We start from the raw sequence: 26,037 nt of genomic DNA on the forward strand, positions 1-26,037 counted from the left end.
TCTCTGGATCCAAGTGATGTGATCCCAGGGTGGCAGGACCACCTAGTTTTGCCGCACGCGGGAATGTGTACTTTAGCCGCTTGGCGAAAGCACATCGAGCCAAAAGTTCCGTCGGCTATCGTTCTGGTGGGGCGACCTAAGGCCCCCGGAAAGTGCGGTCACGCGCTGAGACAGGCCGGGCTTTGATGTAGGTCGGGGGCGAAGTGTGGACTAAACCTTCCAGAGGCACATGCGGATGAGAAATTGGGCACTGTCCGTTTTTCACGCTCACTGCGGTGGGGCCTGCGCTATCAGGCTTGTCGGAGTAAGTAGGCAGAGGGTGAGGTTTCGGGCTCTGAGGGGTGCCCGCGGGTCACGTGGCATAGATTCTGGCTCTCGGGCTGTACACCCTGAGGCTTACGGGCCCTCGAAAGGCTGGATACTTGGGTGAGCAATCATTACGGTCACGTAGTCGCCCACGACAGGGCACTCGAGGTTCGCGGCACTCCGCGGCGCCTGATTGAAACTAGACTGAGCCACACCGGTTATGTCGCGCAGGAGCATCCACTCCTGCATCCTGTGGGTTCGTAGACCTGGAAGGTTTCCTATGGCGGCATCAACATCCACGCGGTGGGTCGGACTTCTCTTCATTTCGTTGGCCATCTCTTTGGTCATCATTGACGGCACAATCGTCAACACAATCTTTCCTGAAATCATCAAGGATCTAGGGTTGAGTTCCACCGAGGTTCAGTGGGTGCAAGAAAGCTATGTGCTGGTCTTTGCCTCCACCTTGCTGATCTGGGGTTCGCTCGCCGACCGGATGGGGCGTCGGCGGGTTCTGCTTATCGGAATTGTGGTGTTTATCGCCTCTTCCGTGTGGGCAGGTTACGCCGATAGTGCGAGCAGCTTGATTTGGGCTCGGGTGGTGCAGGGGTTTGGTGGGGCCATGGTGTTACCCACAACACTGTCATTGGTGAACGCGACGTTTCAGGGGAAAGAGCGGGGAATTGCGTTCGCTGTGTGGGGCTCCACTATTGGGGGAATGGTCGCTGTGGGGCCGGTTTTGGGCGGCTGGCTCGCCACCGATTTCACCTGGCGCTGGGCCTTTCTCATTAACGTGCCGCTGGGAATCCTGATCATTATCGGGTTGCTGTTGTTTGTGATGGAATCGAAGTCGCCCGGGGAGCGCAAGTCGATTGATTGGCTGGGCGGTCTCCTATCGGTCCTTCTTTTCGGTCCGCTTGTTTTTGGCCTCATCGAAGGCCGCGTGTATGGCTGGTGGGAGGTCAATCCCGAAAATGTGTTCTCGCTGGGCAGTTTTCGTTGGGCCGAGTCGGGAATATCGGTGATCCCCGTGGCCTTAGTTCTCTCCTTGCTTGCAGGAATTGCCTTTGTCTGGTGGGAAACGAAGCGGGCCAGAAAAAATCAAGGGGTGTTATTAGATCTCAATTTGTTCACCATCCCATCATTTCGCAACGGTTCTGTGGCGGCCCTCATTATTTCGATGGGGGAATTCGGGCTCCTCTTTGCTATTCCGTTGTGGCTGCAAAATGTCGTGGGGATGTCTCCCATTGGTGCCGGTCTGGTACTGCTCTGGCTTGCAGGGGGAGCGTTTGCCGCGTCCGGTATTGGCGGAGCACTGTCGGGCAAGCTGCCTCCGGAACGGGCTGTGCAGTTAGGGGTCTTGCTCGAAATCGTTGGCATTATGGGCTTCGGTGTGGTGGCCTCCACAGACACCGGATGGCAGGCAATTGCACCGTTTCTGTTCCTCTATGGGGTGGGAGTTGGACTGGCAACGGCTCAACTGACGGGGGTCATCATGGTCGATGTCCCGATGGAACAAACGGGGCAGGGATCTGGTTCACAATCCACTGTTCGCCAGATTGGTTCCGCCCTGGGGATTGCGGTGATCGGAACAATGCTGTTTACGGGGACCGAATCGTCGTTGGAGGATCGTTTGGATGATCTGGGTGTTCCCACTACAGACCAAGCGGTAATTGTGGAAGCTGTCGTGGAGTCTGCCGGAGCCGTGATTCCCCAGCTATCGGGGATTGCAGTGGCCACAGGTATGGACGCAGCAACGGCAGACGCCATTCAGGAAGCCAGTGGTGAAGCCTTCACCGATGGTGCCCAGCTGGCGGCCTATGCCGCGGCAGGGTTCCTTGCACTGGGATTCTTTTCTACTTTTCGACTGGGTGGAGCGGTGTCGGGTACTCAAACAGGCAATCTGCCTAAGGCTAGAAAGGTCTAGCCCCTCACACGTCTTGTGTGCACCCTGTAGGTCAGCTCACGACCCCCCTGGAATGGGCCAAGCGGCTGAGGAAGCAACACTTGCAGTCCTTGTTTCGCAATGTGAGCCCCCGTAGAGTCCAGCGGGCTGGGGACGCCGGGAACACGCCGTAATCCAGGACACAATGGTTGTGGAGCCTGGGGGTAGTGTCCAGGAGGAATCAGCGTCGAATGGTCTCGAGTGTCCTAGACCAGGGTTTCTCGCCAAGCCTGGTGCAGTGTGGCAAATCGGCCTGTTCCGCTGAGCAGTTCTGCGGTGGGCCCGTCTTCGACGATGCGGCCACCGTCCATCACAAGGACACGGTCAGCAATCGCCACCGTTGAGAGTCGGTGGGCGATGATGATTGCTGTCCGGTCCGCGAGGAGAGTTTTTAGGCCGTGTTGCACAAGCCGTTCGCTCGGAATATCGAGTGATGCGGTGGCCTCATCGAGTATCAGAACACGGGGGTCGGCGAGAAATGCCCTGGCAAAAGACACGAGTTGTCTCTGCCCCGATGACAGTCGGCCGCCCCTTTTATTCACATCGGTGTCGTAGCCCTCGGGGAGAGCGGAAATGAAGTCGTGGGCGCCGACCGCTCGTGCGGCTGATTCAACCTGGGCATCATCTGCTCGGGGATTACCCAAACGGATGTTGTCGGACACGCTACCGCTGAACAAGTAAGCCTCTTGGGTGACCAGAGCGATGGCTCGACGAAGGTCACGATTGCTGATGTCTTTCAGGTCCCTGCCGTCGAGAGTGATCGTGCCGGACGTAGGGTCGTAGAACCGGGCAATCAGTTTTGCCACACTCGACTTCCCCGCGCCCGTGGCTCCCACTAACGCGACCGTTTGGCCGCCGGGAATCGTCAGGTCAAAAGACGGCAGAACTTCGACGTCATCGGAGTACCCAAAACTCACTCCATCGAATCGTATGGTGCCAGGCCCTGCCACGAATGGCGCCGGATTGGCTGGGTCAGCAATATCCGGGGCCTCCTCGAGGACCCCGGAGATCTTTTCCAGAGCAGCCGACGCTGACTGAAAGGAGTTATAAAACATCGCGAGACTGTCGATTGGGGTGAAAAAGTTCCTCGTGTACAACACTGCCGCCAAAAGGACCCCCACCTCGAGGGTGCCTTCGATTACCCGAAATGCTCCGAGCAGGACCAGTGTGGCGACGGTGAAGGTTCCGATGACTTTCAGGAGGGGTTCGTAGATACCAAATACTTGGATGGTGCGACGGGTTGCCTCCCGGTAGTCCTCGACTTTGTCCGCGTAGGTGTCACGATTCACCGACTCACGGCGGAAGGCTTTGACCGCTCGAATACCGGCCATGGTTTCCACAAACTGGATGATCACTCTCGCGGAGTGGGTTCGCGAAGCCCGGAATTCTCGACGGGAGGCGTGGGAGAACCACCAGGTGACCGCCATGATGGGGATGATTGCGCCGACCAAGGGCAGGGCGCTTTCGGGGTCGAGGGTGAGTAGCGCTGTCGTGGTAAAGGTCATAAACAGCACACCGGATACAAGGTTGGTTAACCCGCCACCGAGGAGCTCCCCAAGCGTGGCAATGTCGCTTGTTTGCCGGGCAATGATTCGCCCTGAAGTGTAGGTCTCATGAAAGCCCATGCTTAAGCGTTGGGTGTGCGCGAAAAGTCGCAACCGAAGGTCGGCCATGATGTCCTGGCTAAACGCGATGGATTTCTTGGTGTAGGCCGCGAGAAGAAGCGCGCCGCCAAAGCCGGTCAGGAGAAAAGCACCGGCAATCAGGACTATCGGTACAAAATCATTGTCTTCGACCACGGCGGGAAGCCCCCGGTCAATTCCACGCGCAATCAGTGCGGGCCCCGCCACTTGCATCGCCGCGCTAGCCACAATTAACCCCGCGATGGCGAGCACCTGGCGGCGATAGGGCGGAAGCAGATCCATCAGGAGGGAAATCGATCGGCGTCTAATCTGCCGGCTTTCGTCGCGGCTCAGATCACCGCGGTCCTCTCCCTTCACCCCCTGCATGCTCATCGGTTGGCCTCCTGGGTGGTGGCCTCGCTGGGAGATTCTGTGGTGTCGTCGAGTGAAGAGATGACAGCTCGATAACTGGGGGAGGAGGCCAGCAGTTCGGTGTGGGTTCCCACAGCAGTGATTTGGCCGTTCTCGAGCAGTGCGACGCGGTCAGCGAGCATGACCGTAGAGGGGCGGTGAGCAACCACCAGGGCCGTCGTGGTCGCAAGAACTTTGCGAAGGGCGGCCTCCACCCGTGCCTCTGTCTCGATGTCGAGGGCGGAAAGGGGGTCATCTAAGACAAGAACCTCCGGTTCGGCCGCGATCGCCCTGGCCAGGGCAATCCTTTGGCGCTGCCCCCCAGACAGGCTGAGCCCCTGTTCGCCAATCACCGTGTCCACCCCATCGGGCAGGGAATACACAAATTCCGCCTCCGCGATGGCCAGAGCCTGGTCGAGGATGGCGGTTGCTTCGACGCTGCGGGGGTCGACGGGGTCTGAGCGTCCAAAGAGCACGTTGTCGCGGATGCTGGCGGAAAAGAGCGTGGCATCCTCAAATGCCATGGCGATTCGGGTGCGAAGCACCACCAGATCAAGCTCCCGAACATCCACGCCGTCGAGGAGTATCCGGCCGCCGGTCACGTCATACAGCCTCGTGGGTAGCGCTGTCAGGGTGGTTTTGCCGCTCCCCGTTACTCCCACAAGCGCCATGGTTTCCCCGGGATGAAGCTCCAGGGAGACACCGTTGATGAGGTCTGGAGAGTCAGCGGGTGCGTCCTGGTGTCGGAAGTGAACGTCCTGGAACACTAAGGAGCCGGCGCGGCTCTGAGGAGTGCGAGGTGTGACTGCGGTGTTGATCGGATTGGGAGTATCCAGCACCTCAAAAATCCGGTTCAAGCCACTATTAGCTTCCAGTGCCAGCGCGGAGAGAAAGCCGAGAGAAGAAATTGGACCCGCAAGAACGGCCGCCGTGGCAAAGAAGGCGAAAAGTTGCCCGGTCGAGAGGTCACCGACACTCGCCAACCAGACACCGACGAACAGTGACACGGCGAGAGCGAAGTCGGGGATCCACGTCAACCAAAACCCCAGCTTTGCTTGGGTAGTTCCTTTCGTGACCTCCAGCTCTCGACCCCGCTGAACGTAGGCGGAATAAGACTCGAAGGCGTCGTCGCCTCGGCCAAAGGATTTGAGGATGCGAATCCCATGAACCGACTCCTCCACCAGGGTTGCCACATCGCCCCACTGGTCTTGGGCATCACGGGCCAGCTGTTCAAAGCCGCGCCGAAAACGCGAGCCAAAGAACACCATCGGCAAAGAGCACATAACAAACACTCCGGCCAGGAGTGGGCTCCACGAAAAAAGGATTGCAGTACCCAACACGATGGTGATGGCATTCGCCACCAGCATCACCAGGCCAAACGACATCCAGCGGCGAATCAGGCTCACGTCATTTTGCGCTCGGGACAGCAACTGGCCGCTGTTCCAGCGGTCGTGGAACGCAACGGGAAGGTCCTGGAGGTGGCGGTAGATGTCGTTTCGAATGTTGGAGTCAATCTTGGTGCCCGGAGTGAGCACAGTCACTCTGCGCAGATAGATAAACAATGCTTCTGCCAGGCCGAGAAGGGCGACCAGGCCGGCTGCCGGCCACACCGCCTCAGGGTCCCCGGTGGAAAGTGGGCCATCCACCACGTATTCCAATGTGAGCGGAATCGCGAGGGCAAATGCGCTGGCAATCAGTGCAACACCCATACCGAGGACAAGTAGGGGTAGTTCTTTTCGTGCGTAGCGGACTACCCGGGCTAAACCTCGAACAACACTTGGATTACCCACGGGGGCTGAGGGGGAAGAAATCATGAGAGACTCACGACCCTAACGCTCGTGGCTCAACCACAGCCGTGTTGAGGGGCTTCCTCATCGCTTTCGGCGACGTTCGTAGGGCTGCCGGATGTGACCGCGGGGCGTCCTGTGTCACGCTTTAGCGCTGTTGTGAGCGCCGGGTGTCGGTGTTCGGCCGGCCACCCCCAGTGCGAGTAGTTCGACTCGTCTGAGTACTGCGGCCGCGAGCTGTTTGGCTCGTCCCACCACGACGAGCTCTGTTGCGTTGCGCGTTAGCGCCAGTGGAGGTGCCCTTACCTCGGTGTGCTCCACCGTGATGTTGGTGTTCTGCGGGCATGGGCTTCACATACGGTGCAACCTCACCCACAAGGGCGAGCACTTCTGGTGACCGTGACGTGACACTGATGGGGGCCACAGTAATGCCGGCTTTTCTCAGCAAAGTGCTCAGGTCACTTTTCTGGGTGGGCAGACACAGTGTGATGACATCACCCTCGGCCCCGGCACGAGCCGTCCGCCCGGAGCGGTGCAAATACGCTTTGTGTTCCATCGGAGGGTCGACGTGAATGACCAAATCCACGTTGTCCACGTGAACACCTCTGGCGGCAACATCTGTGGCCACGAGAACTTTGGCGGATCCGTCACTGAAGGCCGCGAGGTTTCGATCTCTGGCGGGTTGGGACAGGTTGCCATGGAGGTCAACGGCGGGGATTCCCGCTTGGGTGAGTGCTTTAGCGAGCTTTTTGGCATGGTGTTTAGTCCGCATGAACAGGATCCTTCGCCCTGTGCCGGAGGCGAGAGCATAAAGCAGTTCCTTTTTTGATTCTGCGCTGGGGGTGTCGAACACGTGGTGGGTCATGTGGGTAACGGGGGAGTTCGCCTCATCCACCGCGTGCATCACTTCGTTGTGCAAAAAACGATCAACGAGCTTGTTGACCCCGTTATCGAGGGTTGCTGAGAACAGCAATCGCTGGCCTGTATTGGGTGTGGCGTTTAAGATCCTGGTCACTACGGGCAGGAAGCCAAGGTCAGCCATGTGGTCGGCCTCATCCAACACCGTCATCTCAACGGCGTCTAAGTGCAGCAGGCCTTGACCCATCAAATCCTCTAAGCGTCCTGGTGTGGCCACCACAATGTCGACGCCTTCGCGAAGGGCCTGAACTTGGCGGGTTTGGGACACTCCACCAAAGATCGTGGTCACTCGAAGGTTGACTGCTTCCGCAAGCGGCCGCATCGCATTGGTGATTTGGGTGGCCAGTTCCCGGGTGGGAGCCAACACGAGACCCAGTGGGCGACTGGCCCTTCGGCTCCCTCCGGAGAGTTCCCCGGAGAGTCTTGCGACAAGGGGAATGGAAAAGGCCAGGGTCTTACCAGAGCCTGTTTTGCCCCGACCCAAGACATCTTTGCCGGCCAAGGTGTCGGGCAGGGTGTCGATCTGTATGGGAAAGGGGCTGTCGATACCGGCCCGGGTGAGGGCGGCGACAATTGTGGCGGGCACGCCAAGTGAGGAAAAACTGTGGGTGTTCATAATCAGTAAGGGCTTTCTGGTGATGATGTTCATCACGTAGTGCCAGACGAAGCCTGGCAGGGGGCGAGTGCATCGAGTGATGCATCCGATCGCCGCAAGAAAATTGTCAACCACACTGTGGTGAGGGAGCGTTCTACGACGCAGGGAACAACGAGCTGTTCACCGGTGTTCTCACCATAGCGCAGATCGTGACGCGTTGGGCTATCGGCGTCTGTGTGGTCATCAGGCTGAACTATCCGGCCGATAATCGGTGACCTGTTCTGTGGAAGTAAGGGTTGCTCTGTGGTTACTCGGTGGAGGAATTCTGCGAGACCTGGGGCTTTTTCTTGAGCGCGCCTGTAGCCCAGAGCGCCCACAAAACCAGCAGGGGCTGAAAGAACAGACGGGTGAGCCGGGCAGTGTCAGTGTCGAGGCCGAAGGCGTCGGTTTGGGTGAGGTATTGCGAGATGTTTCCCGGGAAGATGGCGACAAAGAACGCAGCGGTGATCCAACCCACCTGGCGTCGATACCGCCTGGCGACCAGGAGCGATACCCCGAGAGTGATTTCCACGACACCAGAAGCCAGCACGACGAAATCAGCGTTGAGGGGCAACCAGGGGGGAACTTGGGCCTGAAATTCTTCCCGCCCAAAGGTGAGGTGACCCAATCCGGCGAAGAGTAGGGCAGCGCCCAGGGCAAGGCGGGCGAGGGTTCGGACACCGTTCATGGTGAAAGCTTAGGTGTCCCAGCTTGTCGGCCGAAGGCGGGGAGGGATTTGCCTGGGAGCAGTCATCACTTCGGCTGGGTAGCCTCCTTTTTATGGAGTTTCGCGACATCCCGGTAGTCGATGACCCGGAGAAGGTCATCGAACGCCATTTCGACGGGCTCTACTCTGGGCCTGTGGCGTTGAGCCCCATCCCGGGTGGGCAAACGGCCGCCGATCAGGCCTTGGCCACCCTAGACATCGCGGGTTATGCCGCGACTCGCTCTGAAGTGCTACCGAAAGAGCGCCGCGGGGCGAGTGTCCTCTCGCCCTACATTCGACACAACCTGTTACCCCTCGGGGAGGTCTATCAGGCTGTGAAGGACGCGCCGGCTCGTGATCGGGAAAAGTTTCGAGACGAATTGTTGTGGCAGGAATACGCCAGGCATCTTTATGCCCGGGTGGGTACGAGGCTGTTTTCGAACCTGCGTTTTGAGGCCACCTGGGATACGCCGGGAGATGGCTGGAATCGTGACATGGCCTGTGTGGATGAGGTTGCCTCCGAGCTGGAAACCGACGGTTGGTTGGTCAACCAGACCCGCATGTGGTTGGCCTCGCATTGGACGGTTCGCAACGGCGCAGGGTGGCTTCACGGTCAAGAGCGGATGCACCGAGAGCTCATCGATGGTTCGAGGGCTGCCAACCTTTTAGGTTGGCAGTGGACCGTGGGATCAGGAACCGGTAAGCCTTACGGTTTCGCCCGCTGGCAGGTCGAAAAGCGGGCACCGGGTTTATGTGAGCGCTGCCCCCTCTCAAGCCAATGCCCAATCGAAGAGTTCCCCGACTCCACACCACTGCGGGAATTGGCGGATGAGCCACTATTGAGGCACGACTCGGATCCAGAGGCGACCGCAGGTCCCGACCGACCAATCAGGCTTCGCTCGCCGGAATATGTGTTGTTGACCATTGATTCTTTGGGTGATGACGACCCGGCCCTGCAGGCCCACCCCGAGCTTCCCGTCGTTTTCGTGTTCAATGAGCCCGCTCTCACCCGTCTTCAGCTCAGCGCAAAGCGCATCGGTTTTTACCTGCAAACCTTGGCGGATTTGTCGACCAGGCGCGACGTTCGAGTGCTGTTGGGTGATCCTTATGTGTTCACCGAACAATATTCAGTGGCCGTGACGTACGCCCCGGTACCGTCGTTTAAGAAATTCACCCGATTGGCGGAGGTTCACCCCTACCCGTGGTTGAGACGACCACACGGTGGGTCAGTGAGAAGCTTCTCGGCCTGGCGTCGGGGGCTCGGCAAATGATGCAGAGCATGCGCGATGAAGAAAATTACTAAAAAATTGTTTACTTAAGAATACTATTTTCATTTGTTACAGGGTGATAAACAATGACGTTTTTTCTTGTCCTCTGCCCTCCTTCGGCTTAGTCTCAAAAGAATGACGACATCGGCACCGAAAACCCACAGAGGCCGAGGTCGGCCAAGGGGTGACTCTCTTGAGCGCCCAATCAAAGATGAGCTGATCGACGCCACCGTTCGAATCGTCGGTGAGAACGGCACTACGGATTCCAGCTCTGTCCTTGTCGCTCGTGAAGCCGGAGTCCAACCCAGCACCATTAACTACAACTTCACTAGTTGGGCGCACCTCATCGCCCACGCAGGCTGGGCCGCCTACTGCGACTTAATTGACAGTCTGTGGCAACGCGTCCTCGATGCACCTGCCACCCCGGAGGATCGGCTGCGGGCTTTTCTCCTCGCACACCACCAGTGGGCGGTGGAGCACCCCGGGTGGGTGGCTTTTTTCAGCTTCCCCCGCTCCGCACAGCGCGCGTCGTCTTACATGTTTGAGCTCTTCGGCGACGAGCTACGTGAGCGCATTGCGCTCAGCAACACAAGGCTCTACCGGTTAGCAGCAGATGTCCGAGACGGGCGGGTAACAGCTGATAACTCTTGGGCAGAAACAGCCGATCCTGAGCAGATCATTGCCGACACGGAAGTGATTGCCCACACAACGGTCTTGACCTGGACGTCAATTGGTATCACCGTCTCGAGTGGTCTCGAACAGCTCGAGCAGATGGGCGGTGACGCGGCACGCATCACTCGCCAAACGGTTGAACGGGCGCTGGACGACATGATTCATCGCCTGCGCTCAGCCGGGGGACCGCACTTGCAGGCTTCTTAACGGCCCATCATCTGCGGTGCAGGGCAATCAAATGGATCCCTGGCCTGTAAGCCCACCCTGTTGAGGTAGGCAACCACTGTGCCGTACGAACGCCAGAGAGTCGTCTCGGTATAAGAGATGGAATGCTCTTTGCAGTAGTCCTTCACCATGGCGGCAGCCTTTGCCAGTGAGGGTCGAGGCATGTTGGGAAAGAGGTGGTGTTCCACCTGGTAGTTCAACCCACCCATGAAGACGTCCATCATCCGACCGCCACGAATGTTGCGGCTGGTGAGAACCTGTCGTCTCAGGAAATCAACTTTTTCTCCACGGGGAATGATGGGCATGCCTTTGTGGTTGGGGGCAAACGAAGCGCCCATGTAGACACCAAACACCGCGAGCTGGGTGCCAAGGAATACGAGGGCGACACCCCAGGGCATCACCAGAAACACCAAGGCAAAAAGCAGACCGTGGCGAACCAACAGCATGGTGATTTCACTGGCCCGACCCTGCAAGGGCTCCTTGGAAAACGCCCGCTTGAAACCTTGAACGTGGAGGTTTAGTCCCTCGAGCGTGAGCAGAGGAAAAAATAGCCAGCCCTGTCGTTTGGTGATCGCGCGTTGCAACCCTTTAGTTTTCGACGCGTGCTCCTCCTGGAACACGATGACATCGGATTCGATATCGGGGTCTTTGCCGACCGTGTTGGGGTTGGCGTGGTGTCGTGAGTGCTTATTCATCCACCAGGAGTAGCTAATTCCCACCACGAGGTTGGCGAGAATTTTGCCGCCACGGTCGTTGGTGGTGCCCTTTTCAAAGACCTGTTTGTGAGCCATTTCGTGGGCAAGAAAGGCAAACTGTGTGAAGACAATAGCCATCACCGGCGCCAACGCAACCTGCCACCAGCTTGCGCCAATCCACACCATCGCGCCAATAGTGACCAGCATCACGACACTCAACGCCACAATGATTCGGGTGTAATAGGCACTTTGTCGGGCGAGCAGTCCAGCCTCACGAACGCGAGAAATCAGACCGGCGAAGTCGGACGTGTAGGGGTGGTCGGCCGGGTTCGCGCTTCGGCCGCCGCGGGTGGGAGTAGTGATGACCACCGACATAAATCCTCGTCTCAAACCTGTTGTGACTTCTCAGCCGGGGAGACGAGTGTTCCGCCTAGATGCCCTTCAATCTAACCCATTGGCCTGTGCGCGGGCATAAGAAACGCTACAGGCGAAAGCGACGGTGTTAGTCCGCTGCGGGAAGGTGTGCCTGGCGGTTCGCGAGAGTCGATTCCAGGCCCGCATCCACAAAAGTTTCCAACAAACGGGCTTCGGTGAGAAATTCGCCGCCTTCGGCAATACGTCCCGCGGCAGCGGATACCGCCCCGTAAATCATTCCGCACAAAGACCTGGCATCTTCCACTCCGAGTTGGTCCAACGGCCGAACGAGCTGCTCCATGAAGAAACCGTGCATGGCTTTCACAACGCCGAGGTGCTCCTCGGGGAGCGATGAGCGGCCAATCGTCATAATCGCCTGGTGCTCACCGGTCGAAAGATACGCCAGACAGTAGTGAATCCACGCGCGAATTTGTTCGGTGGGCTCATCGATTGCCCCCACAATCCGCTCGACCTCATTACTCAAATCCGCCATGTCGTTGAGGACAAGTTCACCCAAGACGTGCGCGCTGGAAGAAAAGTATTGATAAATCGCGGGGCGCGAGAGACCAGTGCCTTCAGCGAGGGCACTCATTGTCACAGCCTCCGGACCGTGACCCGCCACAATTGCCCGGGCAACATCGACAATTGTCGACTGCCTTTTGTCGTAGGTGGGAGTGTGCATCACCCCAGAATTATACGAATACCGCCGGGGGGATTGCTGTCAACACTGCGCAAAACCACTGCTCTGGGGGAAACTCTCAGGGCGTGGGCAACTTAGTGGCCGGCGGCAGCTCGTGCGGCCGGCACTAACGCGTCGGACAAAATCTGTAAATCGTCCTGGTTGTGTGCGGCGGAAACAAACCACGCCTCGAAAGCCGACGGAGGGATGCTCACCCCATGGTCGAGCAGCGAGTGGAAAAAGCGTGCAAAAGCTTTCGTGTCTTGAGCTTTCGAGTCGTCAAAATTGTGCACCTCATCGGCTGTGAAAAACACCGAGAAGAGATTGCCCGCCCGTTGTAGGCGGTGGGCAACACCCTCCTTGGTTAATGCTTCGGAAACGATTTCGCCTGCTTGGTGCGCGTAGGAATCCAGATGGTCGTAGACATCTCGTTGGCACAGCTGCAGAGTGGTGAGGCCCGCAATACTGGCGACCGGGTTGCCACTGAGCGTGCCTGCTTGGTACACCGGCCCGGTGGGGGCCAGCAGTTCCATCACGTCTTTGCGGCCACCGACCGCGGCCAAGGGGAAGCCTCCGCCAATCACCTTGCCGAAGGTCAGCAAATCGGGGACGCGACCAGCGGGTCCATCGACGAGGCCCCACCAACCGGCCGAGGACACCCGAAAACCGGTCATGACCTCGTCGAGGATGACCAGTGCACCGTGTTTTCCCGCCAAATGAAACAACGCGTCGGCAAACTCAGTGGTTGGTGGAACAACGCCCATGTTTGCCGCTGAGGATTCCGTAATCACGGCGGCGATGCGGTCAGAGTGTTCGTCAAACACGTGGCGCAATGCGACAGGGTCGTTGTAGGGGACCACGATGGTGTCTTCAACGTGACCGGGTGGCACACCCGGCGAATTCGCCATTGCCAGCGTCGCCACACCAGAGCCGGCTTGTACGAGCAAGCTATCCATGTGGCCGTGATAGCAACCGGCGAACTTCACAATCAGGTTTCGCCCGGTTGCTGCTCGTGCCAAACGAAGGGCAGTCATCACCGCCTCGGTCCCCGAGGAGACAAAGCGCACCCTCTCCACCGGTGCCACCCGTCGGATGATTTCCTCAGCGAGGAGGACTTCGTGTTGGTGCGGGGCGCCAAAACTCGATGAATCGGCCGCTACTTCAGTGACTCGGTGCACCACCTCAGGGTGGGCATGACCCATGATCATGGGACCCCAGGAGCCAATGAAGTCCACGTAAGAGTTGCCATCGATGTCGGTCACACGGGAGCCCGCACCGCTTTTCATATACATCGGAGTTCCCCCGACGGCGGAGAATGCTCGCACCGGTGAGCTCACCCCACCGGGAATGCTCGACTGCGCCCGCTCGTGCCAGCGCTCCGATTCATTGCGTGGCGTCATGCTCAGGCTCCTTCTTCGTTTCCGCCCCGGTGGGCATGTCGCGTGGCGTATTCCAAGGCCCAATACGTGCAGACAATGTCGGCTCCCGCTCGACGCACAGACGTGAGGGCCTCATCGATTGCCGCATCACGGTCCACAATGCCTTCCCGTGCGGCCAGTTCAATCATCGCGGTTTCCCCAGAGACGACGTAAGCAGCAACGGGAACATCCGACATCGTCGCAGCGTCGGAAATGACATCCAAGTAGGACAGCGCGGGCTTCACCATCACCACATCGGCACCTTCGTCGAGGTCGAGAGCGATTTCTCGCCTTGCTTCCTTTCTGTTGCGCGGATCTTGTTGGTAGCTTTTTCGGTCCCCATCCAACGTCGACTCCACGGCATCCCGAAATGGCCCGTAAAACACCGAAGCGTATTTCGCGGCATAGGCGAGCAGTGCGGTGTCGGTGTGGCCCGCCTTGTCGAGACCTGCTCTGACCGCAGCGACTTGGCCGTCCATCATGCCGCTCAGACCCAACATGTGAGCCCCAGCTTTCGCTAAGGACACCGCCATCGACTGGTAGCGCACAAGGGTTCGGTCATTGTCCACCTTACCCACCTCGTTCAACACTCCACAATGGCCGTGGGACGTGAACTCGTCGAGACAGAGGTCGGCAATCACCACGAGCTGGCCGGCTGAGGCCTCCACCGCTGCCGATACGCCGCGGTGGAGAATACTGGCCGGATTGTCACACTGGCTCCCCTCGGGGTCACGCACAGACGGCACACCAAAAATCATGACGCCGCCCAGTCCGGCGGATACCGCCTCTCTGACCAGCTCCTCCATGCTCTCCACTGTGTGTTGCCACACACCGGGAAGACTCGAAATGGGTTGGGGTGAAGCAATCCCTTCTTTGACAAACACCGGAAGGATCAACTGACGAGGGTCAATGTGTGTCTCGGCGACCATCTCCCGAAGCGCTTGGTGTGCTCTTAACCGTCGGGGGCGATGTTGAAGGGTCACTCTGCTGTGTCCTCACTGTGGCGGGTTGTGAGTGCCTGTGCAACGGTGTCGGCCACCGCGGCCGGCGACGAAGACGGAGACGTAGCAGAAACCCTTAGACCCAGTCGCGCCATTTCGGCTGCTGTGGTGGGTCCGGTAGCAATTAACGCCACCGACGGGTGAGGGTCGGGGCAGTGTTGCTGGAGCGCCCTTGCGGCACTGGGGGAGCGCAAGACCACGGCATCCAACCGTCCTTCTCTTACTTGCCTGGCAGAAGGGGGTGGTGTGTCAACCACGGTGGTGGTGTAAAAAACCTCTTCGTGCATCACAAAACCCTTCGGTTGAAGCCGATCGGGAATAGAGCCCATCGAAATGGAACCTGAAGGTAGCACCACTGGTGCGGGCTCATGGACGGCGATTGCGTCGGCGACATAGCGTGAGGTGCCCTCCTCGGCGAGCAGTACCTCCGTCGCGCCTAATTCTCGTGCGCGTCTAGCCGTCGATTCGCCGATTGCGGCGAAACGTATCGACGGGTTTTCGGCGATTGTCGCCTCTAACAGTCCCGCGGGAAGTTGCTGCTGCCAAAAATCGATCGCGTTTAGTGAGGTGACGACCAGCCATTTTGGCCCTGGTGCACCCAGTAGCTCAACAAGTCTCATGGCGCCGGCTTCGTTGGCCACAGCTGCCACCTCGAGCCAAGGCTCAACAATGGTCTGGATGCCCTTAGCGTCCAGTGCAGCCCTATCGTCCTCATTACGCCGGGGTCTTATCAGAAGCACATTCATCAGCGCAGACCTTCCTTCCCGAGAGCTCGGCCCAATGCCGTGGACCCAAGGGCGTGTGCGTGCTCGAGGCCGAAATTCCACGCGAGCAACTCATCACTGACGAGGGTGTCAAGTGGAGCGCGAATTTCGCCCGATGAGCTCACCATCTCCCCGGTGTTCGCATCGGCCAGTTCCGCATTTAAGCGAAGGGTTCCACTTGACCCGGAGGCATCGGGCTCCCACGTGGAAAGGGCGGATACTGCCGTGTGACATCCCGCATTCAGACCAATCAACACCGCCTGCTCCGCCCTCGTGGCAACACGCGTTACGGGGTTATCCACCGTGTGTAGCAGGGCAATGGTGTCGTGGTCGTCTGCGCGGCACTCCACCGCAAGTGCGGCTTGGCGTGGCGCGGGAAGAAAAATCGCCCCATCCAGTTCTTCACTGATGTACTCCAGAGCATTGATCCGGGCGAGGCCTGCCCGAGCGAGCACTGTCGCGTCATACTCACCCCGTAGGACCTTGTCGATTCGGGTTGTGATGTTGCCTCGAATGGACTGTGGGTTGAGATCGGGCCGTGCCCGACGAATACTGGCTGCCCGGCGGGGTGACGACGTGCCCACCACGCTGCCAGGTGCGAGGTCGGCCAACTTGAGGTGACCGCGGCTCACCAGGACATCGCCCGGATTCTCCCGGGGTGGCACAGCCGCCAACGCGATGCCTTCGTGGGGCGCGGCCGGAAGGTCTTTCATGGAGTGCACAATCACATCGACACGGCCCGCGAGTAATTCTTCTCGCAAGCGGGACACAAAAATCCCCGGAACGGGCGCCTTGGAGAGTTCCCCTGTGTAGGTGTCTCCCTCTGTTGTGACGAGCACCTCTTTCCAATTCACGGCCGTCTCAATCTCAGCCGTCTTACGCTTCGCGTCGAGCTGAGTCATCACCCAACCGGTTTGGGTTCTCGCGAGTTGGCTTCCGCGGGTGCCGACCCTAAGAGTCATGGTGGGCTCGCGACAGGGCAGTGTCAGGGTGTGCGACGTCCTGGTCTGCGCCTTGGGGGGTGGAAGTCACAGCCTGTTCAGGGTTGAGGTCGAAAAGCAACAATAGTGCCGTCGAATATTCGTCCTCGCGACCGTCTTTGGCCAGTTGCCGCGCGCGCACCGTGGGGGTATGAAGTAGAGCCCTCGTCACACGACGCACCGCACGTTCAATTTCATCGACCTGCTCGGGGGTGAAGCGCCCTCTGGCCCGAGAGATTTCCTGATTGATGCGAGATTCCATGTCACTGCGAAGAGCGGTAATGAGTGGGTCTACGCGGCGAACCCTTTCGGTTTCTTCAAAAAGCTGGGCGCCTTCTTCCACGATTCGATCAGCTTTCACAATCGCGTCGCGGTGTTCTGCGGGATTATCTTCGCGCAGCTGATCCAATGTGATCAGTGTGCAACCTGGAAGGGACGCCACCCGGGGGTCAATATCGGCGGACAGGGCCACGTCGACGAGCAGCAACTCGGAGACCCTTATGGAGTGTGCCACCGCGTGACTCACCATGTCTAACGGCAGGGCATAGCCGGATTGCCCGCTGGCGCTAATGACCCAGTTCACCTCCTGAAGGACGCCCGGTAGTTCGTCGCGATCAACAGCAGTGATGTCATGCAGTGACGCGAATTCGGCCCCTCGACCCGAGCGCGAGTAGACGCTAATTGACCCCACACCTCGTTTGCGCAGCGCTTGAACGACAACCCTCGCGTAGGCGCCTGTTCCAATGATGAGAGCGGACGGTTGGACCGGTTGCCCCAGTGTGCGCTCTGCGCGGTCGAGAGCAGTGTGGACAAGAGAGCGTCCGGAAGCCCCTACGCCCGTGTGGGTGGTGACTGACTTTGATACTGAGTGGGCTCGTTGGAACAGTCGCTGTAGCCGTGGCGACACCATCTGTTCCTGCTGTGCGGTGTGCAGCATGCGTTTGATCTGACCGCCGATTTCACTTTCACCCAACACCATTGATTCGAGGCCCGAGGCCGTCGAAAAAAGGTGACGGACAACACTGCCGCCCGTCAGCACTCGGAACACTTTGGCAATTTCTGACTCGTCGGAATCGAGGTGTCGCGCGATGAGGGAAATCAAGTCGGAGAAGGTCTGCCCGGGATTGTCGGTGTCGATATAAATTTCGGCACGATTGCAGGTGGCCACGACAACCGCGCCGTGAACAGGTTCTGACCAAGTTGCCAATTCGTGGCGAAGAGCTTCTTGGGACACGTCAAAGTGGTTCAGCAGACTCAGCGGCGCATCGTGAAAATCGGCGCCCAAAAACACCACAGACATACCCCCACGTTATAAGGGGGCCTGCTGACACTGTGTCAGCGGTCAGGCCCCAGCCAGACTCACAATAAAGAGGTGACTTTGGCTCCTAACCACCCCCTCAATTCGGGCGCTACGGCGCCTAGTGGTCTGGTGCGGCAGTTAAGAAGTCAATCGAGCACGTCGCGCCCGGTGTGGTTTATGCGCCAAGCCGGACGATCTCTTCCGGAATACCGCGCGCTTCGTGAGCGCTACGCCATGTTGGAAAGCTGCGTCACCCCTGACGTGGCAGCGGAAATTACCCTTCAGCCGGTGCGCAGACACGGTGTTGATGCCGCGATTTTCTTTTCCGACATCGTGGTTCCTTTTCTCCTCGCCGGTATCGATGTGGAGATTCAGGCGGGTGTCGGACCCGTCATTGATGCGCCGGTGCGAAGCCACCAGGATCTGGGTCGGCTGCGGCCTTTGGAGCGAGAAAGCCTGGAGCCTATTTCCCAGGCTGTGGCTCAAGTGGTTGACGAATTGGGGTCCACGCCGCTCATTGCTTTTGGTGGCGCACCGTTCACCCTCGCCTCCTACTTGATTGAGGGTGGTCCCTCGAAAGACTTGGCCAACACGAGGGCGATGATGCGTGATGATCGTGAACTGTGGAACGCCGTCTTACAGTGGTGTGGCGATATTACGGCGGAATTCATTGCCGCCCAGGTTGAGGCAGGCGCCAGCGCACTCCAACTTTTTGATTCATGGGCGGGCAAGCTCGGGGCAGAGGATTATCGACAGGCTGCCGCACCCCATTCGAAAGCCCTGTTGAGTCAACTGGACCACCTTGTCGACGATTCGGGTCAGCGAGTGCCGCGGATTCATTTCGGTCTAGGCACAGGCGAGTTTTTGCCCGACATGCTGGCTGTCGGAGTCGATGCCATTGGGGTGGACGCCGCTCTCACCCTTGCGAAGGCCAACGGGTTACTGGGTGGCACGGTTCCCCTGCAGGGAAATATTGATGTGTCGATGCTTGATGCCCCGTGGGAGTCACTCCGCGCACACATTGATGAGGTTCTCGCTTCCGGCGCGGAAGCACCGGGACATGTGGTGAACCTCAGCCACGGTGTCCCCAAAGACACAGATCCTGGGGTGCTGACACAGATTGTCGACTACGTCCGCGAGGCGAGCTCGTGATCGAGGGCTCCACCGGCCGCCCACCAGAGATGTCCTCTACGACACAGGTCGACCGAGTCGTCATCGGCGCCGGTTTTTCGGGTGTGCTGGCCGCTTTGGAGGCACACGCCGCTGGCGAAAGCGTTGTCCTACTCGAAGCTTCCGATCGCATGGGCGGGGCGCTGTGCGGGCACGAACTTGATGGAGTGACCGTTGACGTGGGGGCAGAATCGTTTTCTGTGGTGACCCCAGATGTCACTGAGTTGCTCGTGTCGTGGGGTCTGGCTAGCGACATTGTCTCCCCGGAGCCCACTCCGCCCAGAATTGTCCTGGCCCAATCATCCGAGCCAGTCCCGCGGGGCGTAATGGGAATCCCGGCAGGAATCGACACTCTTTCACAGAGTGGTTTGTGTGACGCGGGTGAGTTGGCAGAGGTAGCGAAGAATGACTCGCAGCCCATTCCTGACTGGGCTGGCTGGTCTGTGTCCGACGTGGTGGTTTCTCGCCTCAGTCGCCCTGTTCTTGATCGCCTTGTGGCCCCCGTGATTTATGGGGTTTTTGGAACACACCCCGATTCGCTTGAGGCCAAAGCGGTGTTTCCCGAATTGCTCGCCAGAGCTGAAGCATGCGGTTCGCTCTTAGAGGCAGCGTCCACCCTTCGGGCGAACGGGCCCTCCATGGGCCAAGCCGTCCAGTCGCTCCGGGGCGGCCTGCACCAGTTGGCCGAGGTGTTGGCCCAACGCTTGGCCGACCGAGATATCCCTGTTCACCTTTCCACTCCCGTGTCGGCAATCACTTCGGTGGCCGGTGGCCACCTGGTGCATGCCTCAGTGCCCTTCACTGCACAACGGGTCACCCTCGCTGTGGGACCATCGGCACTGCGCAACCTGTTGGGTGAACACGACGACTTACTGCCCATGCTGGAGGCCTTAGAGCCCGTCAAGAGCCGCGTGTGCATCGTCAGTGTTGACGACGACACGCTCAATAGTTTTCCTGTTGGCTCTGGTGCCCTCATTGCCGATGAGGTGGGGGTCGGAGTGAAAGCCCTCACGCACGTGAACGCCAAATGGGCCTGGCTCTCACAGGTGTTACCCGCCAACCGGCACATCATCAGATTGAGCCTGCACCACAATCACTCCCAGGGTGTTCCAGGCGGTGACGATTCGGTGCGCGGCTCGGATGCTGAGCGGCAGGCTGTCACGGACGCCCTTTGGCGTGTCCTGGCCGTACCCGAGGAGGCTGTGCGCGAGATGGCGTTTCACAGTTGGAGTGACGTGTTGATGCGCCCACGCCCAGGCTTTAGCGAGCACGTCTCGTTCCTAAAAACCCTGGCAGCCGCCCGAGGTATTGACATTCGTGGCGGAGTGGGTAGCGGAAACGGCCTACTGCGTATCGCCAAGAGCTCTTCAATTAACACCACACAGGAGGTACACCGTGTCTGAAGCGTTGGAAGAAATCAACGACACTATTCGCTACACCAATTGGACGGCCTATCGGGTGCAATCGGGCATCAGTGATCCGCTTCAAGCCGCCGCTGATTGGGAGGCGCTGGTCGCCACTTGGGCGGCCCAAGACATCACGCTCCGCGGAGCCTACGACCTTCGCGGGTTTAGTGGTGAAGCAGATCTCCTGTTGTGGTTACACGCCCCGGAAGCACAACAGATTCAAGAAGCTCTCCACCAATTTGATGCCACAGACATGGGGGCACTGACCGAATCGACCTGGTCCGGCATGGCACTGCACCGACCAGCCGAATTCAACCGCCGCCATGTGCCCGGTTTCATGATGGGCAAAGATCCCGCGCAGTGGTTGTGTTTCTACCCCTTCGTTCGCTCCTACGACTGGTATTTGCTGGAAGAGGCAGAGCGTCGCGAAATGCTGGTCGAACACGGCAAAGAGGGCTCCAAATACCCGTCAATCATTTCCAGCACGGTCGCCTCGTTTGGTCTCGGTGATTACGAGTGGCTGCTCGCCCTCGAATCCGATGTGCTCCACGACATTGTCGACATGATGCGTGATCTTCGTTACACGAAAGCCCGACTGCACGTTCGAGAAGAAGTCCCGTTCTTCACCGGACGCAAAATGACCACACACGAAATGGGGGAGTTGTTTTCATGAGTTATGACGCCATCCTGTTGGCCTCTTTCGGCGGACCAGAAGGTCCCGACGAGGTAATGCCCTTTCTGGAGCGAGTCACCGCCGGCCGGGGTGTTCCCTATGAGCGCCTGGTTGATGTCTCCCACCACTACATGGCACTCGGTGGGGTAAGCCCCATCAACGCGCAAAACCGCGAGCTGCTTGACGCCTTGCGTGCGAGGTTTCCGGAGCGCGGGATTGACGTGCCGATTTACTTTGGTAACCGAAACAGTGAACCGTATTTTGCCGACGTGATTCAGCAAATGTATGACGATGGTCACCGTCGGGTTCTGGCGTGGGTGACCTCGGCCTATTCGTCTTATTCGGGTTGCAGGCAGTACCGCGAAAACTTTTACAAAGCCCTCCAGGACACTGAATTGTTGGGCAAAATGACGATTGACAAAGTGCGCCACTATTTTGATCACCCGGGTTTCGTGACCCCTGTGGCGGAAGATATTGCCAATCAGCTGGCGAGGATGGTGAGTGAAGGCGTTGATCCAAAAGATGCCGTCATCATGTTTGCGACCCACTCTGTGCCGAACACCATGGGCGAAACCAGTGGCCCACCGGCGAGGCGCGGCGAGTTCGAACAACCAGGCGGTGCATATGCTGCACAACACCTGGCCGCCGCCGCGTTGGTGATTAACGAAGTGGAGCGTCGAGGTCAGGTCGCACCCGAATGGGAGCTGGTCTACCAGTCACGTAGTGGAAGCCCATCCGTTCCCTGGTTGGAACCCGATGTGAATGACGCCATTCGTGAGGCCAAGGCTCGCGGCAAAAAAGCCGTGTTGGTGTCGCCTCTAGGTTTTGTGAGCGACCACGTCGAAGTCATTTGGGACCTCGACAACGAAGCGAAAGAAACCGCTGATGTAGAAGGTCTCTGGTTTGCCAGGACGGCCACAGCGGGGACACATGAAGCCTTTGTTGATGGCATCTGCGATCTTCTCCTCGAGCGGCTCGCCGGAGCAGAGAAAGTGGCGCTATCACCGCTTGGGCCATGGCCAGAGTTTTGCGCAGTGGGGTGTTGTCCTAACAGCCGGCGCGAGTTACCGACCGTGGCAGAAGTAACCGCATAGTCGACACATGGTTCCATCTGGTGGTGTCCTCTGCGTGTTGGCATGAAGGGCACCACCGGAATGACCATCCCCAGGGTGTGCGAGGCGGGAGCCCTTTCCTTCAGGCCCCGTTAGCAGCGCGCCCAGAGCAGCGCATCCGGTATCGCTGTTCGCCTTAGACCTATCGGGGCTTTGGTACTTCTTCACGTTCGGGACTCATTGTGAGCCAGACCGCCAAGGTGACCACGATGAGGGCAAACCCAAACGCGAGATCCTCGACCGGTGCGAAGGCGATGCGCACACCGAGAATCATCTCGGGGTCGTACTGAACGATTCCACGGCCGGTTAACCAACCATTTGTAAGTACTTGGAAAAATACGAGGATCACCCAGGCAAACCAGAAGCGGCCCTGGGTAAGCAACTTGGTGCGCAGAATGAAAAGATCCAGAATAACGGCGACCGCGACGCCCGTTGCCGCGAGCATTGTGTAGGTCACGAGGCTGCCCTTCGAGCTCGCAGAATCTCCAAAAAGCGGGTCACGCCCTCAAGTGTCAATACCGCGGCAATGGGGATGATAATGAAAAAGAGGTATTCCTCAAGGGGGACGTTGAGTGGCCCCACAATGCCCAACATTTGGGACCGGTCAAAAAACCAGTGGCCTTCAGAAATGGCCCACGCATCCCACAGGATAAAGGGCGGTGCCGCGACGGCTACCGTAGCGAATAGGCGACCGGGCCGGCGATAAACCCTCAAGTCAAAGGCCCACTCAAGCCAACCAGAAGCGAGAAGCACGAAGCCCAACATCGCCATGTAGGACCATTCGAGCACCCCCACACATTACCCTGCAATGCCCGAAGATTAAGCTGGAATCATGCACGACTCCGTAGTTACCCTTTTCCGGCGAACTCGCGATGTGTCGACGGCGGCGGCCCTCGCAACAGCAGGGGTTTCTGGGATTTTGCTTGCCTTGGGGGTGGGCGGTTCTGCCGACTGGCAAGTGTGGCTGGCCGTCATTGCTCTTGCCGTGGGTATTCCCCACGGGGCGATGGATCATGTGGTCACAGTGCCGGGTATGCAACCGGCCCGGATGGCCCTTTTTATCGTTGCTTACCTCTCAGTGGTCGCCCTCGCTGTCTTAGCGATTTTGACCTGGAATGTGTTGGGGTTTGCACTTGTGGTGTTGATGAGTGCCGTACATTTCGGCATTGGTGATGCGGCTTTTCTGAAAGAACTCTCACGCTCCCAGTCACCCCCCAAGAGACAGGCCCCCTGGTGGGTGTACGCAATACCCGCAGGGGCACTACCGGTTGTCGTGCCGTTAACCAGTGATCAAGCAGACGATGCGCTGGAGTTTGTGAACCCCGTTCTTCAGCAATGGCATCAAGGCGCGGGGCCCTACGTGCTGTGGCTTAGCCTTCTCGCCGGGGTTGTGGGCGTCATATGGCTGGCAGGGAGGCGACAGTACCGGGATGCCCTAGACGTGATTGCACTGGGTGCGCTGGCGCTACTCTCGCCACCCCTTGTCGCCTTTGCCGTGTATTTCGGTTTTTGGCACGCGCAGCGTCACACTGCTCGTTTGGTCTTAGAAATGCCGGACGCCATTACTCACGCGAAAGATCATTCACCGGCCGCCGGGTTTGTGAAAGCCGTCCTACCGGGCCTTCCTGCGCTTCTCGGCACCATGGTGGTGGCCGTGGCCATCACCATGATCACCGGCGGAACGCTTGAGCGTGATTACCTGTGGATTGTGTTGGTGATCGTCTGGGCCCTCACCGTTCCGCATATGGCTCTCACCTGGCGGCTCGATAAGAGAGCACTCGCAGTCGCTGGCGAATTACCCCAGATGGCTCGACGTTAAGAGGTTTTCGACTCCGATTCGGTGTCGCCGTCAGCTTCGTCGTCGTCTGAATCGCTTTCCGGATGGGTGTCCTCAGCCAGGAAATTCTCGTCAATGGTCGCTTCGACTTGCGACAGCTGAATGAAGGCGTCTACGGAGCTCACGCCGGCATCGTCGGTGAGGCTTTGTGTGGGGGGCTCCATTTGGTTGACTCGCTCAAGTTGTTCGGTGACGGAGCGCCGCATTCTGTTCACAACCGCCATTGAGCCGCTCACATCTTGGCTCACCTGGTTCATTTGGTCGACGGCGTCACCCAGGATGCGTTTCGCATAGTCCATGGCTTGGGTGGCGATTTCTTCGGCCCGCCGTTTTGCCTCCCGTACGATTTGTTCGGCATGGGCTTGGAGCTCACGGCTCCGCCGCTCGGTTGACTGGGAATAACGATCGGCTTCAAGGTAAGTCTTTCTTGCGTAGGCGTCAGCCTGGTCGCGCACCTCAGCCTCTTTTCGCTCTAACTCTAAGGTGGCGAGTCGGATCTGGTTGTCCGACGATTGGGCCCGTTCTTCCGCGGTACGAAGAATTTCTGACGCTTCAGACTTCAGCTTTTCGGCTCGGGAGTTCGCGAATCGCACAATTTCTTCGGCACGGCTTTCCGCGCGGGTGACTTCTTTGTTGGCTTTGTCAATGCGCTCCTGGGATTGACGGTCGCTCTCGGCGGCTTGACGGTGCGCTTCTGCGACGAGAGCTTTCGCCTCAACCTCGGCGGCGTTTCGGCGTTGCTCAGATTCTTGGTTTGCTTCTTCCCGGATTCTGGTTGCATCGGTGCGAGCGGCTGCAAGAACAGCGTTGGCTTCAGCACCAGCATCCTCTACCTGTTTGGCTGCGTTCAGGCGCAACTGGGTGTAGGCGGCCTCAGTCTCTTCAAGCTGAGCGCGCACCTGAGCGAGCTCAGCATCGAGCCGCTCGAGAACCGAGACGACTTCGTCTGGGTCGTAGCCACGGAGAACTCTCCGAAAATCCCTTCCATCCACACCTCTACTTTAGGCGAGCAATGTGTCGTGTAGGTAACAAAAGCGTATTCATTTCGGGTTATTTGGGCGATTGCGTGGTTTCTTGTTCCACAATGACGCGTGTACTGGGCAGGGCGTCGGGGTAGTTTTCTCTCAGCCACGCCACAATGTGTTCGCGAATCAAACAGCGCAGCGCCCATTGCTTACTCGAATCCTCTGCAGAGGCCACGAACCGAACCTGCAAATACCCGCCGGTGGCATCGGTAACAAGGCAATCCGCAGTGCGCCCATCCCATAGGTCGGTCGTGTTAATAAAGCGGTGGAATTCCTCACGCACAGCTTCGACGGGTACCCGCCAATCCATATCCACCATCACCACTCCGTACACCTTGGGGGAGTGCCTTGTCCAGGTTTCAAACGGGTGGCTCGTGAAATAGGTGGAGGGAACAATGAGGCGTCTCTCGTCCCAGATGTAGACCACAACGTAAGACAGGGTGATTTCGCCTACTGTTCCCCACTCTCCCTCTACGACGACCACGTCACCGACACGGATCGCGTCACTGAAGGCGAGTTGTATTCCAGCGAAGAGGTTGCCGAGTACCGACTGGGCGGCGAGGCCGCCAATCACGCCAAGGACTCCGGCGGAAGCCAACACGCCCGCCCCTAGGCCACGTATGTCCGGGAAGGTAAATAACGCCAACCCAATAGTGACAATGCCAATGACTGCATTTCCGAGCCGCCGCAGCAAACGAAGCTGCGTGGCAATTCGCCTGGTGTCCGCGTTGTTGAGGTCACCCTGTTCGAAGGTGTTAATCACGCGGGAAATCGAGTAGTTGACCACTTCTTGAAGCAGGAAACCTGCCGAAAGAATCAACAAAATGAGGAGGGCCTGTGTGGTGATTCGCCACCACAACTGGTCGCTTTGGGCGATTGACGCCACGCTGATAAGGCTTGCCAGGACGACAACGGTGAAACGAAGGCGAGGCCTGATGTCTTCGTATGCGGGTGGCAACCAGGGCACTTTTCGGCCAATGATTTTTACTACCAGCCACAGGATGAACAGCACCGCCAGGCTGAGCCCAAGGGCAATGCCCGCTTGGGTGGCAATCCCAATCCACAACTCCAC

The 26,037-nt window shown here is 58.7% G+C and carries 23 protein-coding genes; 8 read left to right on the forward strand and 15 right to left on the reverse strand.

Going from position 1 to position 26,037, the window contains the following annotated elements:
* Positions 1-586 precede the first annotated feature (586 nt).
* Positions 587-2,230, forward strand: coding sequence for a DHA2 family efflux MFS transporter permease subunit (locus tag C3B54_RS04285; protein ID WP_104913397.1), 1,644 nt, complete (start codon positions 587-589; stop codon positions 2,228-2,230).
* Between the two features lie 224 nt (positions 2,231-2,454).
* Here the strand turns inward: C3B54_RS04285 and C3B54_RS04290 are convergent, their stop codons facing one another.
* The 4 genes from C3B54_RS04290 to C3B54_RS04305 form a co-directional block, all read right to left on the reverse strand.
* Positions 2,455-4,263, reverse strand: a complete 1,809-nt coding sequence (locus C3B54_RS04290) for an ABC transporter ATP-binding protein (RefSeq protein WP_104913398.1) — start codon at positions 4,261-4,263, stop codon at positions 2,455-2,457.
* Positions 4,260-6,095, reverse strand: a complete 1,836-nt coding sequence (locus C3B54_RS04295; RefSeq protein WP_104913399.1) for an ABC transporter ATP-binding protein — start codon at positions 6,093-6,095, stop codon at positions 4,260-4,262. Before C3B54_RS04295 ends, C3B54_RS04290 begins: the two co-directional genes overlap by 4 nt.
* Positions 6,096-6,216: 121 nt before the next feature.
* On the reverse strand, positions 6,217-7,602 hold the full coding sequence (locus C3B54_RS04300) for a DEAD/DEAH box helicase (RefSeq protein ID WP_104914261.1): 1,386 nt from the start codon (positions 7,600-7,602) through the stop codon (positions 6,217-6,219).
* Positions 7,603-7,888: 286 nt separating this feature from the next.
* On the reverse strand, positions 7,889-8,308 hold the full coding sequence (locus tag C3B54_RS04305) for a DoxX family protein (RefSeq protein WP_104913400.1): 420 nt from the start codon (positions 8,306-8,308) through the stop codon (positions 7,889-7,891).
* Between the two features lie 92 nt (positions 8,309-8,400).
* On the opposite strand from C3B54_RS04305, the gene C3B54_RS04310 reads away from it, so the two are divergent.
* Both C3B54_RS04310 and C3B54_RS04315 read left to right on the forward strand, forming a co-directional pair.
* Positions 8,401-9,597 (forward strand): FAD-binding domain-containing protein, encoded by a 1,197-nt coding sequence (locus C3B54_RS04310; RefSeq protein ID WP_104913401.1) that lies wholly within the window; start codon positions 8,401-8,403, stop codon positions 9,595-9,597.
* A gap of 132 nt (positions 9,598-9,729) precedes the next feature.
* Positions 9,730-10,473 carry a TetR/AcrR family transcriptional regulator gene (locus C3B54_RS04315; protein ID WP_104913402.1) on the forward strand — a complete coding sequence of 248 codons (744 nt, stop codon included), beginning with the start codon at positions 9,730-9,732 and terminating at the stop codon, positions 10,471-10,473.
* Here the strand turns inward: C3B54_RS04315 and C3B54_RS04320 are convergent.
* The 7 genes from C3B54_RS04320 to C3B54_RS04350 all read right to left on the reverse strand — a co-directional run bounded on the left by C3B54_RS04320 (position 10,470) and on the right by C3B54_RS04350 (position 17,742).
* Positions 10,470-11,561 carry a fatty acid desaturase family protein gene (locus C3B54_RS04320; protein ID WP_170006128.1) on the reverse strand — a complete coding sequence of 364 codons (1,092 nt, stop codon included), beginning with the start codon at positions 11,559-11,561 and terminating at the stop codon, positions 10,470-10,472. The two genes, C3B54_RS04315 and C3B54_RS04320, sit on opposite strands and share 4 nt — an antisense overlap.
* Before the next feature lie 127 nt (positions 11,562-11,688).
* Positions 11,689-12,282 (reverse strand): TetR/AcrR family transcriptional regulator, encoded by a 594-nt coding sequence (locus tag C3B54_RS04325; RefSeq protein ID WP_104913403.1) that lies wholly within the window; start codon positions 12,280-12,282, stop codon positions 11,689-11,691.
* 92 nt (positions 12,283-12,374) lie between these two features.
* On the reverse strand, positions 12,375-13,679 hold the full coding sequence (hemL, locus tag C3B54_RS04330; protein WP_104913404.1) for a glutamate-1-semialdehyde 2,1-aminomutase: 1,305 nt from the start codon (positions 13,677-13,679) through the stop codon (positions 12,375-12,377).
* A 2-nt stretch (positions 13,680-13,681) separates the two neighbouring features.
* Positions 13,682-14,680 carry a porphobilinogen synthase gene (hemB, locus tag C3B54_RS04335; RefSeq protein WP_104913405.1) on the reverse strand — a complete coding sequence of 333 codons (999 nt, stop codon included), beginning with the start codon at positions 14,678-14,680 and terminating at the stop codon, positions 13,682-13,684.
* Complete coding sequence (locus tag C3B54_RS04340) at positions 14,677-15,444, reverse strand: uroporphyrinogen-III synthase (RefSeq protein WP_104913406.1); 768 nt, start codon at positions 15,442-15,444, stop codon at positions 14,677-14,679. The genes hemB and C3B54_RS04340 overlap by 4 nt, the downstream gene beginning before the upstream one ends.
* Complete coding sequence (gene hemC, locus C3B54_RS04345) at positions 15,444-16,424, reverse strand: hydroxymethylbilane synthase (RefSeq protein WP_104913407.1); 981 nt, start codon at positions 16,422-16,424, stop codon at positions 15,444-15,446. Before hemC ends, C3B54_RS04340 begins: the two co-directional genes overlap by 1 nt.
* Positions 16,414-17,742 carry a glutamyl-tRNA reductase gene (locus tag C3B54_RS04350; RefSeq protein ID WP_104913408.1) on the reverse strand — a complete coding sequence of 443 codons (1,329 nt, stop codon included), beginning with the start codon at positions 17,740-17,742 and terminating at the stop codon, positions 16,414-16,416. The genes hemC and C3B54_RS04350 overlap by 11 nt, the downstream gene beginning before the upstream one ends.
* A 129-nt stretch (positions 17,743-17,871) precedes the next feature.
* Here C3B54_RS04350 and hemE point away from each other — a divergent pair, with 129 nt between their 5' ends.
* Genes hemE through C3B54_RS04370 form a run of 4 tightly spaced genes read left to right on the forward strand, consistent with a single transcriptional unit; the run spans position 17,872 to position 22,085 of the window.
* On the forward strand, positions 17,872-18,894 hold the full coding sequence (hemE, locus tag C3B54_RS04355; protein ID WP_342749555.1) for a uroporphyrinogen decarboxylase: 1,023 nt from the start codon (positions 17,872-17,874) through the stop codon (positions 18,892-18,894).
* A gap of 29 nt (positions 18,895-18,923) precedes the next feature.
* Complete coding sequence (locus tag C3B54_RS04360) at positions 18,924-20,315, forward strand: protoporphyrinogen/coproporphyrinogen oxidase (RefSeq protein ID WP_158665531.1); 1,392 nt, start codon at positions 18,924-18,926, stop codon at positions 20,313-20,315.
* Positions 20,308-20,991 (forward strand): hydrogen peroxide-dependent heme synthase, encoded by a 684-nt coding sequence (hemQ, locus tag C3B54_RS04365; protein ID WP_104913411.1) that lies wholly within the window; start codon positions 20,308-20,310, stop codon positions 20,989-20,991. The genes C3B54_RS04360 and hemQ overlap by 8 nt, the downstream gene beginning before the upstream one ends.
* The gene (locus C3B54_RS04370; protein ID WP_104913412.1) at positions 20,988-22,085 is read left to right on the forward strand and encodes a ferrochelatase; all 1,098 of its coding nucleotides are present in this window, start codon (positions 20,988-20,990) and stop codon (positions 22,083-22,085) included. The genes hemQ and C3B54_RS04370 overlap by 4 nt, the downstream gene beginning before the upstream one ends.
* Positions 22,086-22,245: 160 nt before the next feature.
* Here C3B54_RS04370 and C3B54_RS04375 read toward each other — a convergent pair whose 3' ends face one another.
* Together C3B54_RS04375 and C3B54_RS04380 are read right to left on the reverse strand one after the other, a co-directional pair.
* Positions 22,246-22,560 (reverse strand): lycopene cyclase domain-containing protein, encoded by a 315-nt coding sequence (locus C3B54_RS04375; protein WP_104913413.1) that lies wholly within the window; start codon positions 22,558-22,560, stop codon positions 22,246-22,248.
* Positions 22,557-22,892: a lycopene cyclase domain-containing protein gene (locus tag C3B54_RS04380; RefSeq protein ID WP_211286345.1), complete on the reverse strand. Its 336-nt coding sequence runs from the start codon at positions 22,890-22,892 to the stop codon at positions 22,557-22,559. The genes C3B54_RS04375 and C3B54_RS04380 overlap by 4 nt, the downstream gene beginning before the upstream one ends.
* A 43-nt stretch (positions 22,893-22,935) precedes the next feature.
* Between C3B54_RS04380 and C3B54_RS04385 the strand changes: the two genes are divergently transcribed.
* Complete coding sequence (locus tag C3B54_RS04385; RefSeq protein ID WP_104913414.1) at positions 22,936-23,922, forward strand: Brp/Blh family beta-carotene 15,15'-dioxygenase; 987 nt, start codon at positions 22,936-22,938, stop codon at positions 23,920-23,922.
* Here C3B54_RS04385 and C3B54_RS04390 read toward each other — a convergent pair.
* Positions 23,919-24,932, reverse strand: coding sequence for a DivIVA domain-containing protein (locus C3B54_RS04390; protein ID WP_104913415.1), 1,014 nt, complete (start codon positions 24,930-24,932; stop codon positions 23,919-23,921). The genes C3B54_RS04385 and C3B54_RS04390 overlap by 4 nt on opposite strands.
* Before the next feature lie 58 nt (positions 24,933-24,990).
* Entirely contained in the window at positions 24,991-26,037 is a 1,047-nt protein-coding gene (locus C3B54_RS04395; RefSeq protein WP_104913416.1) for a mechanosensitive ion channel family protein, read from the reverse strand.

This window comes from Pontimonas salivibrio (assembly GCF_002950575.1).
Classification (GTDB): Bacteria; Actinomycetota; Actinomycetes; order Actinomycetales; family Microbacteriaceae; genus Pontimonas; species Pontimonas salivibrio.

Coding starts and splice junctions, on each gene's coding strand:
- C3B54_RS04305 (WP_104913400.1), bottom strand. CDS start 8,308: ATGAACGGTGTCCGAACCCTCGCCCGCCTTGCCCTGGGCGCTGCCCTA.
- hemC (WP_104913407.1), bottom strand. CDS start 16,424: ATGACTCTTAGGGTCGGCACCCGCGGAAGCCAACTCGCGAGAACCCAA.
- C3B54_RS04325 (WP_104913403.1), bottom strand. CDS start 12,282: ATGCACACTCCCACCTACGACAAAAGGCAGTCGACAATTGTCGATGTT.
- C3B54_RS04320 (WP_170006128.1), bottom strand. CDS start 11,561: ATGTCGGTGGTCATCACTACTCCCACCCGCGGCGGCCGAAGCGCGAAC.
- C3B54_RS04315 (WP_104913402.1), top strand. CDS start 9,730: ATGACGACATCGGCACCGAAAACCCACAGAGGCCGAGGTCGGCCAAGG.
- C3B54_RS04285 (WP_104913397.1), top strand. CDS start 587: ATGGCGGCATCAACATCCACGCGGTGGGTCGGACTTCTCTTCATTTCG.
- C3B54_RS04370 (WP_104913412.1), top strand. CDS start 20,988: ATGAGTTATGACGCCATCCTGTTGGCCTCTTTCGGCGGACCAGAAGGT.
- C3B54_RS04360 (WP_158665531.1), top strand. CDS start 18,924: ATGTCCTCTACGACACAGGTCGACCGAGTCGTCATCGGCGCCGGTTTT.
- C3B54_RS04310 (WP_104913401.1), top strand. CDS start 8,401: ATGGAGTTTCGCGACATCCCGGTAGTCGATGACCCGGAGAAGGTCATC.
- C3B54_RS04350 (WP_104913408.1), bottom strand. CDS start 17,742: ATGTCTGTGGTGTTTTTGGGCGCCGATTTTCACGATGCGCCGCTGAGT.
- C3B54_RS04295 (WP_104913399.1), bottom strand. CDS start 6,095: ATGATTTCTTCCCCCTCAGCCCCCGTGGGTAATCCAAGTGTTGTTCGA.
- hemL (WP_104913404.1), bottom strand. CDS start 13,679: ATGACGCCACGCAATGAATCGGAGCGCTGGCACGAGCGGGCGCAGTCG.
- C3B54_RS04300 (WP_104914261.1), bottom strand. CDS start 7,602: ATGAACACCCACAGTTTTTCCTCACTTGGCGTGCCCGCCACAATTGTC.
- C3B54_RS04385 (WP_104913414.1), top strand. CDS start 22,936: ATGCACGACTCCGTAGTTACCCTTTTCCGGCGAACTCGCGATGTGTCG.
- C3B54_RS04340 (WP_104913406.1), bottom strand. CDS start 15,444: ATGAATGTGCTTCTGATAAGACCCCGGCGTAATGAGGACGATAGGGCT.
- C3B54_RS04290 (WP_104913398.1), bottom strand. CDS start 4,263: ATGAGCATGCAGGGGGTGAAGGGAGAGGACCGCGGTGATCTGAGCCGC.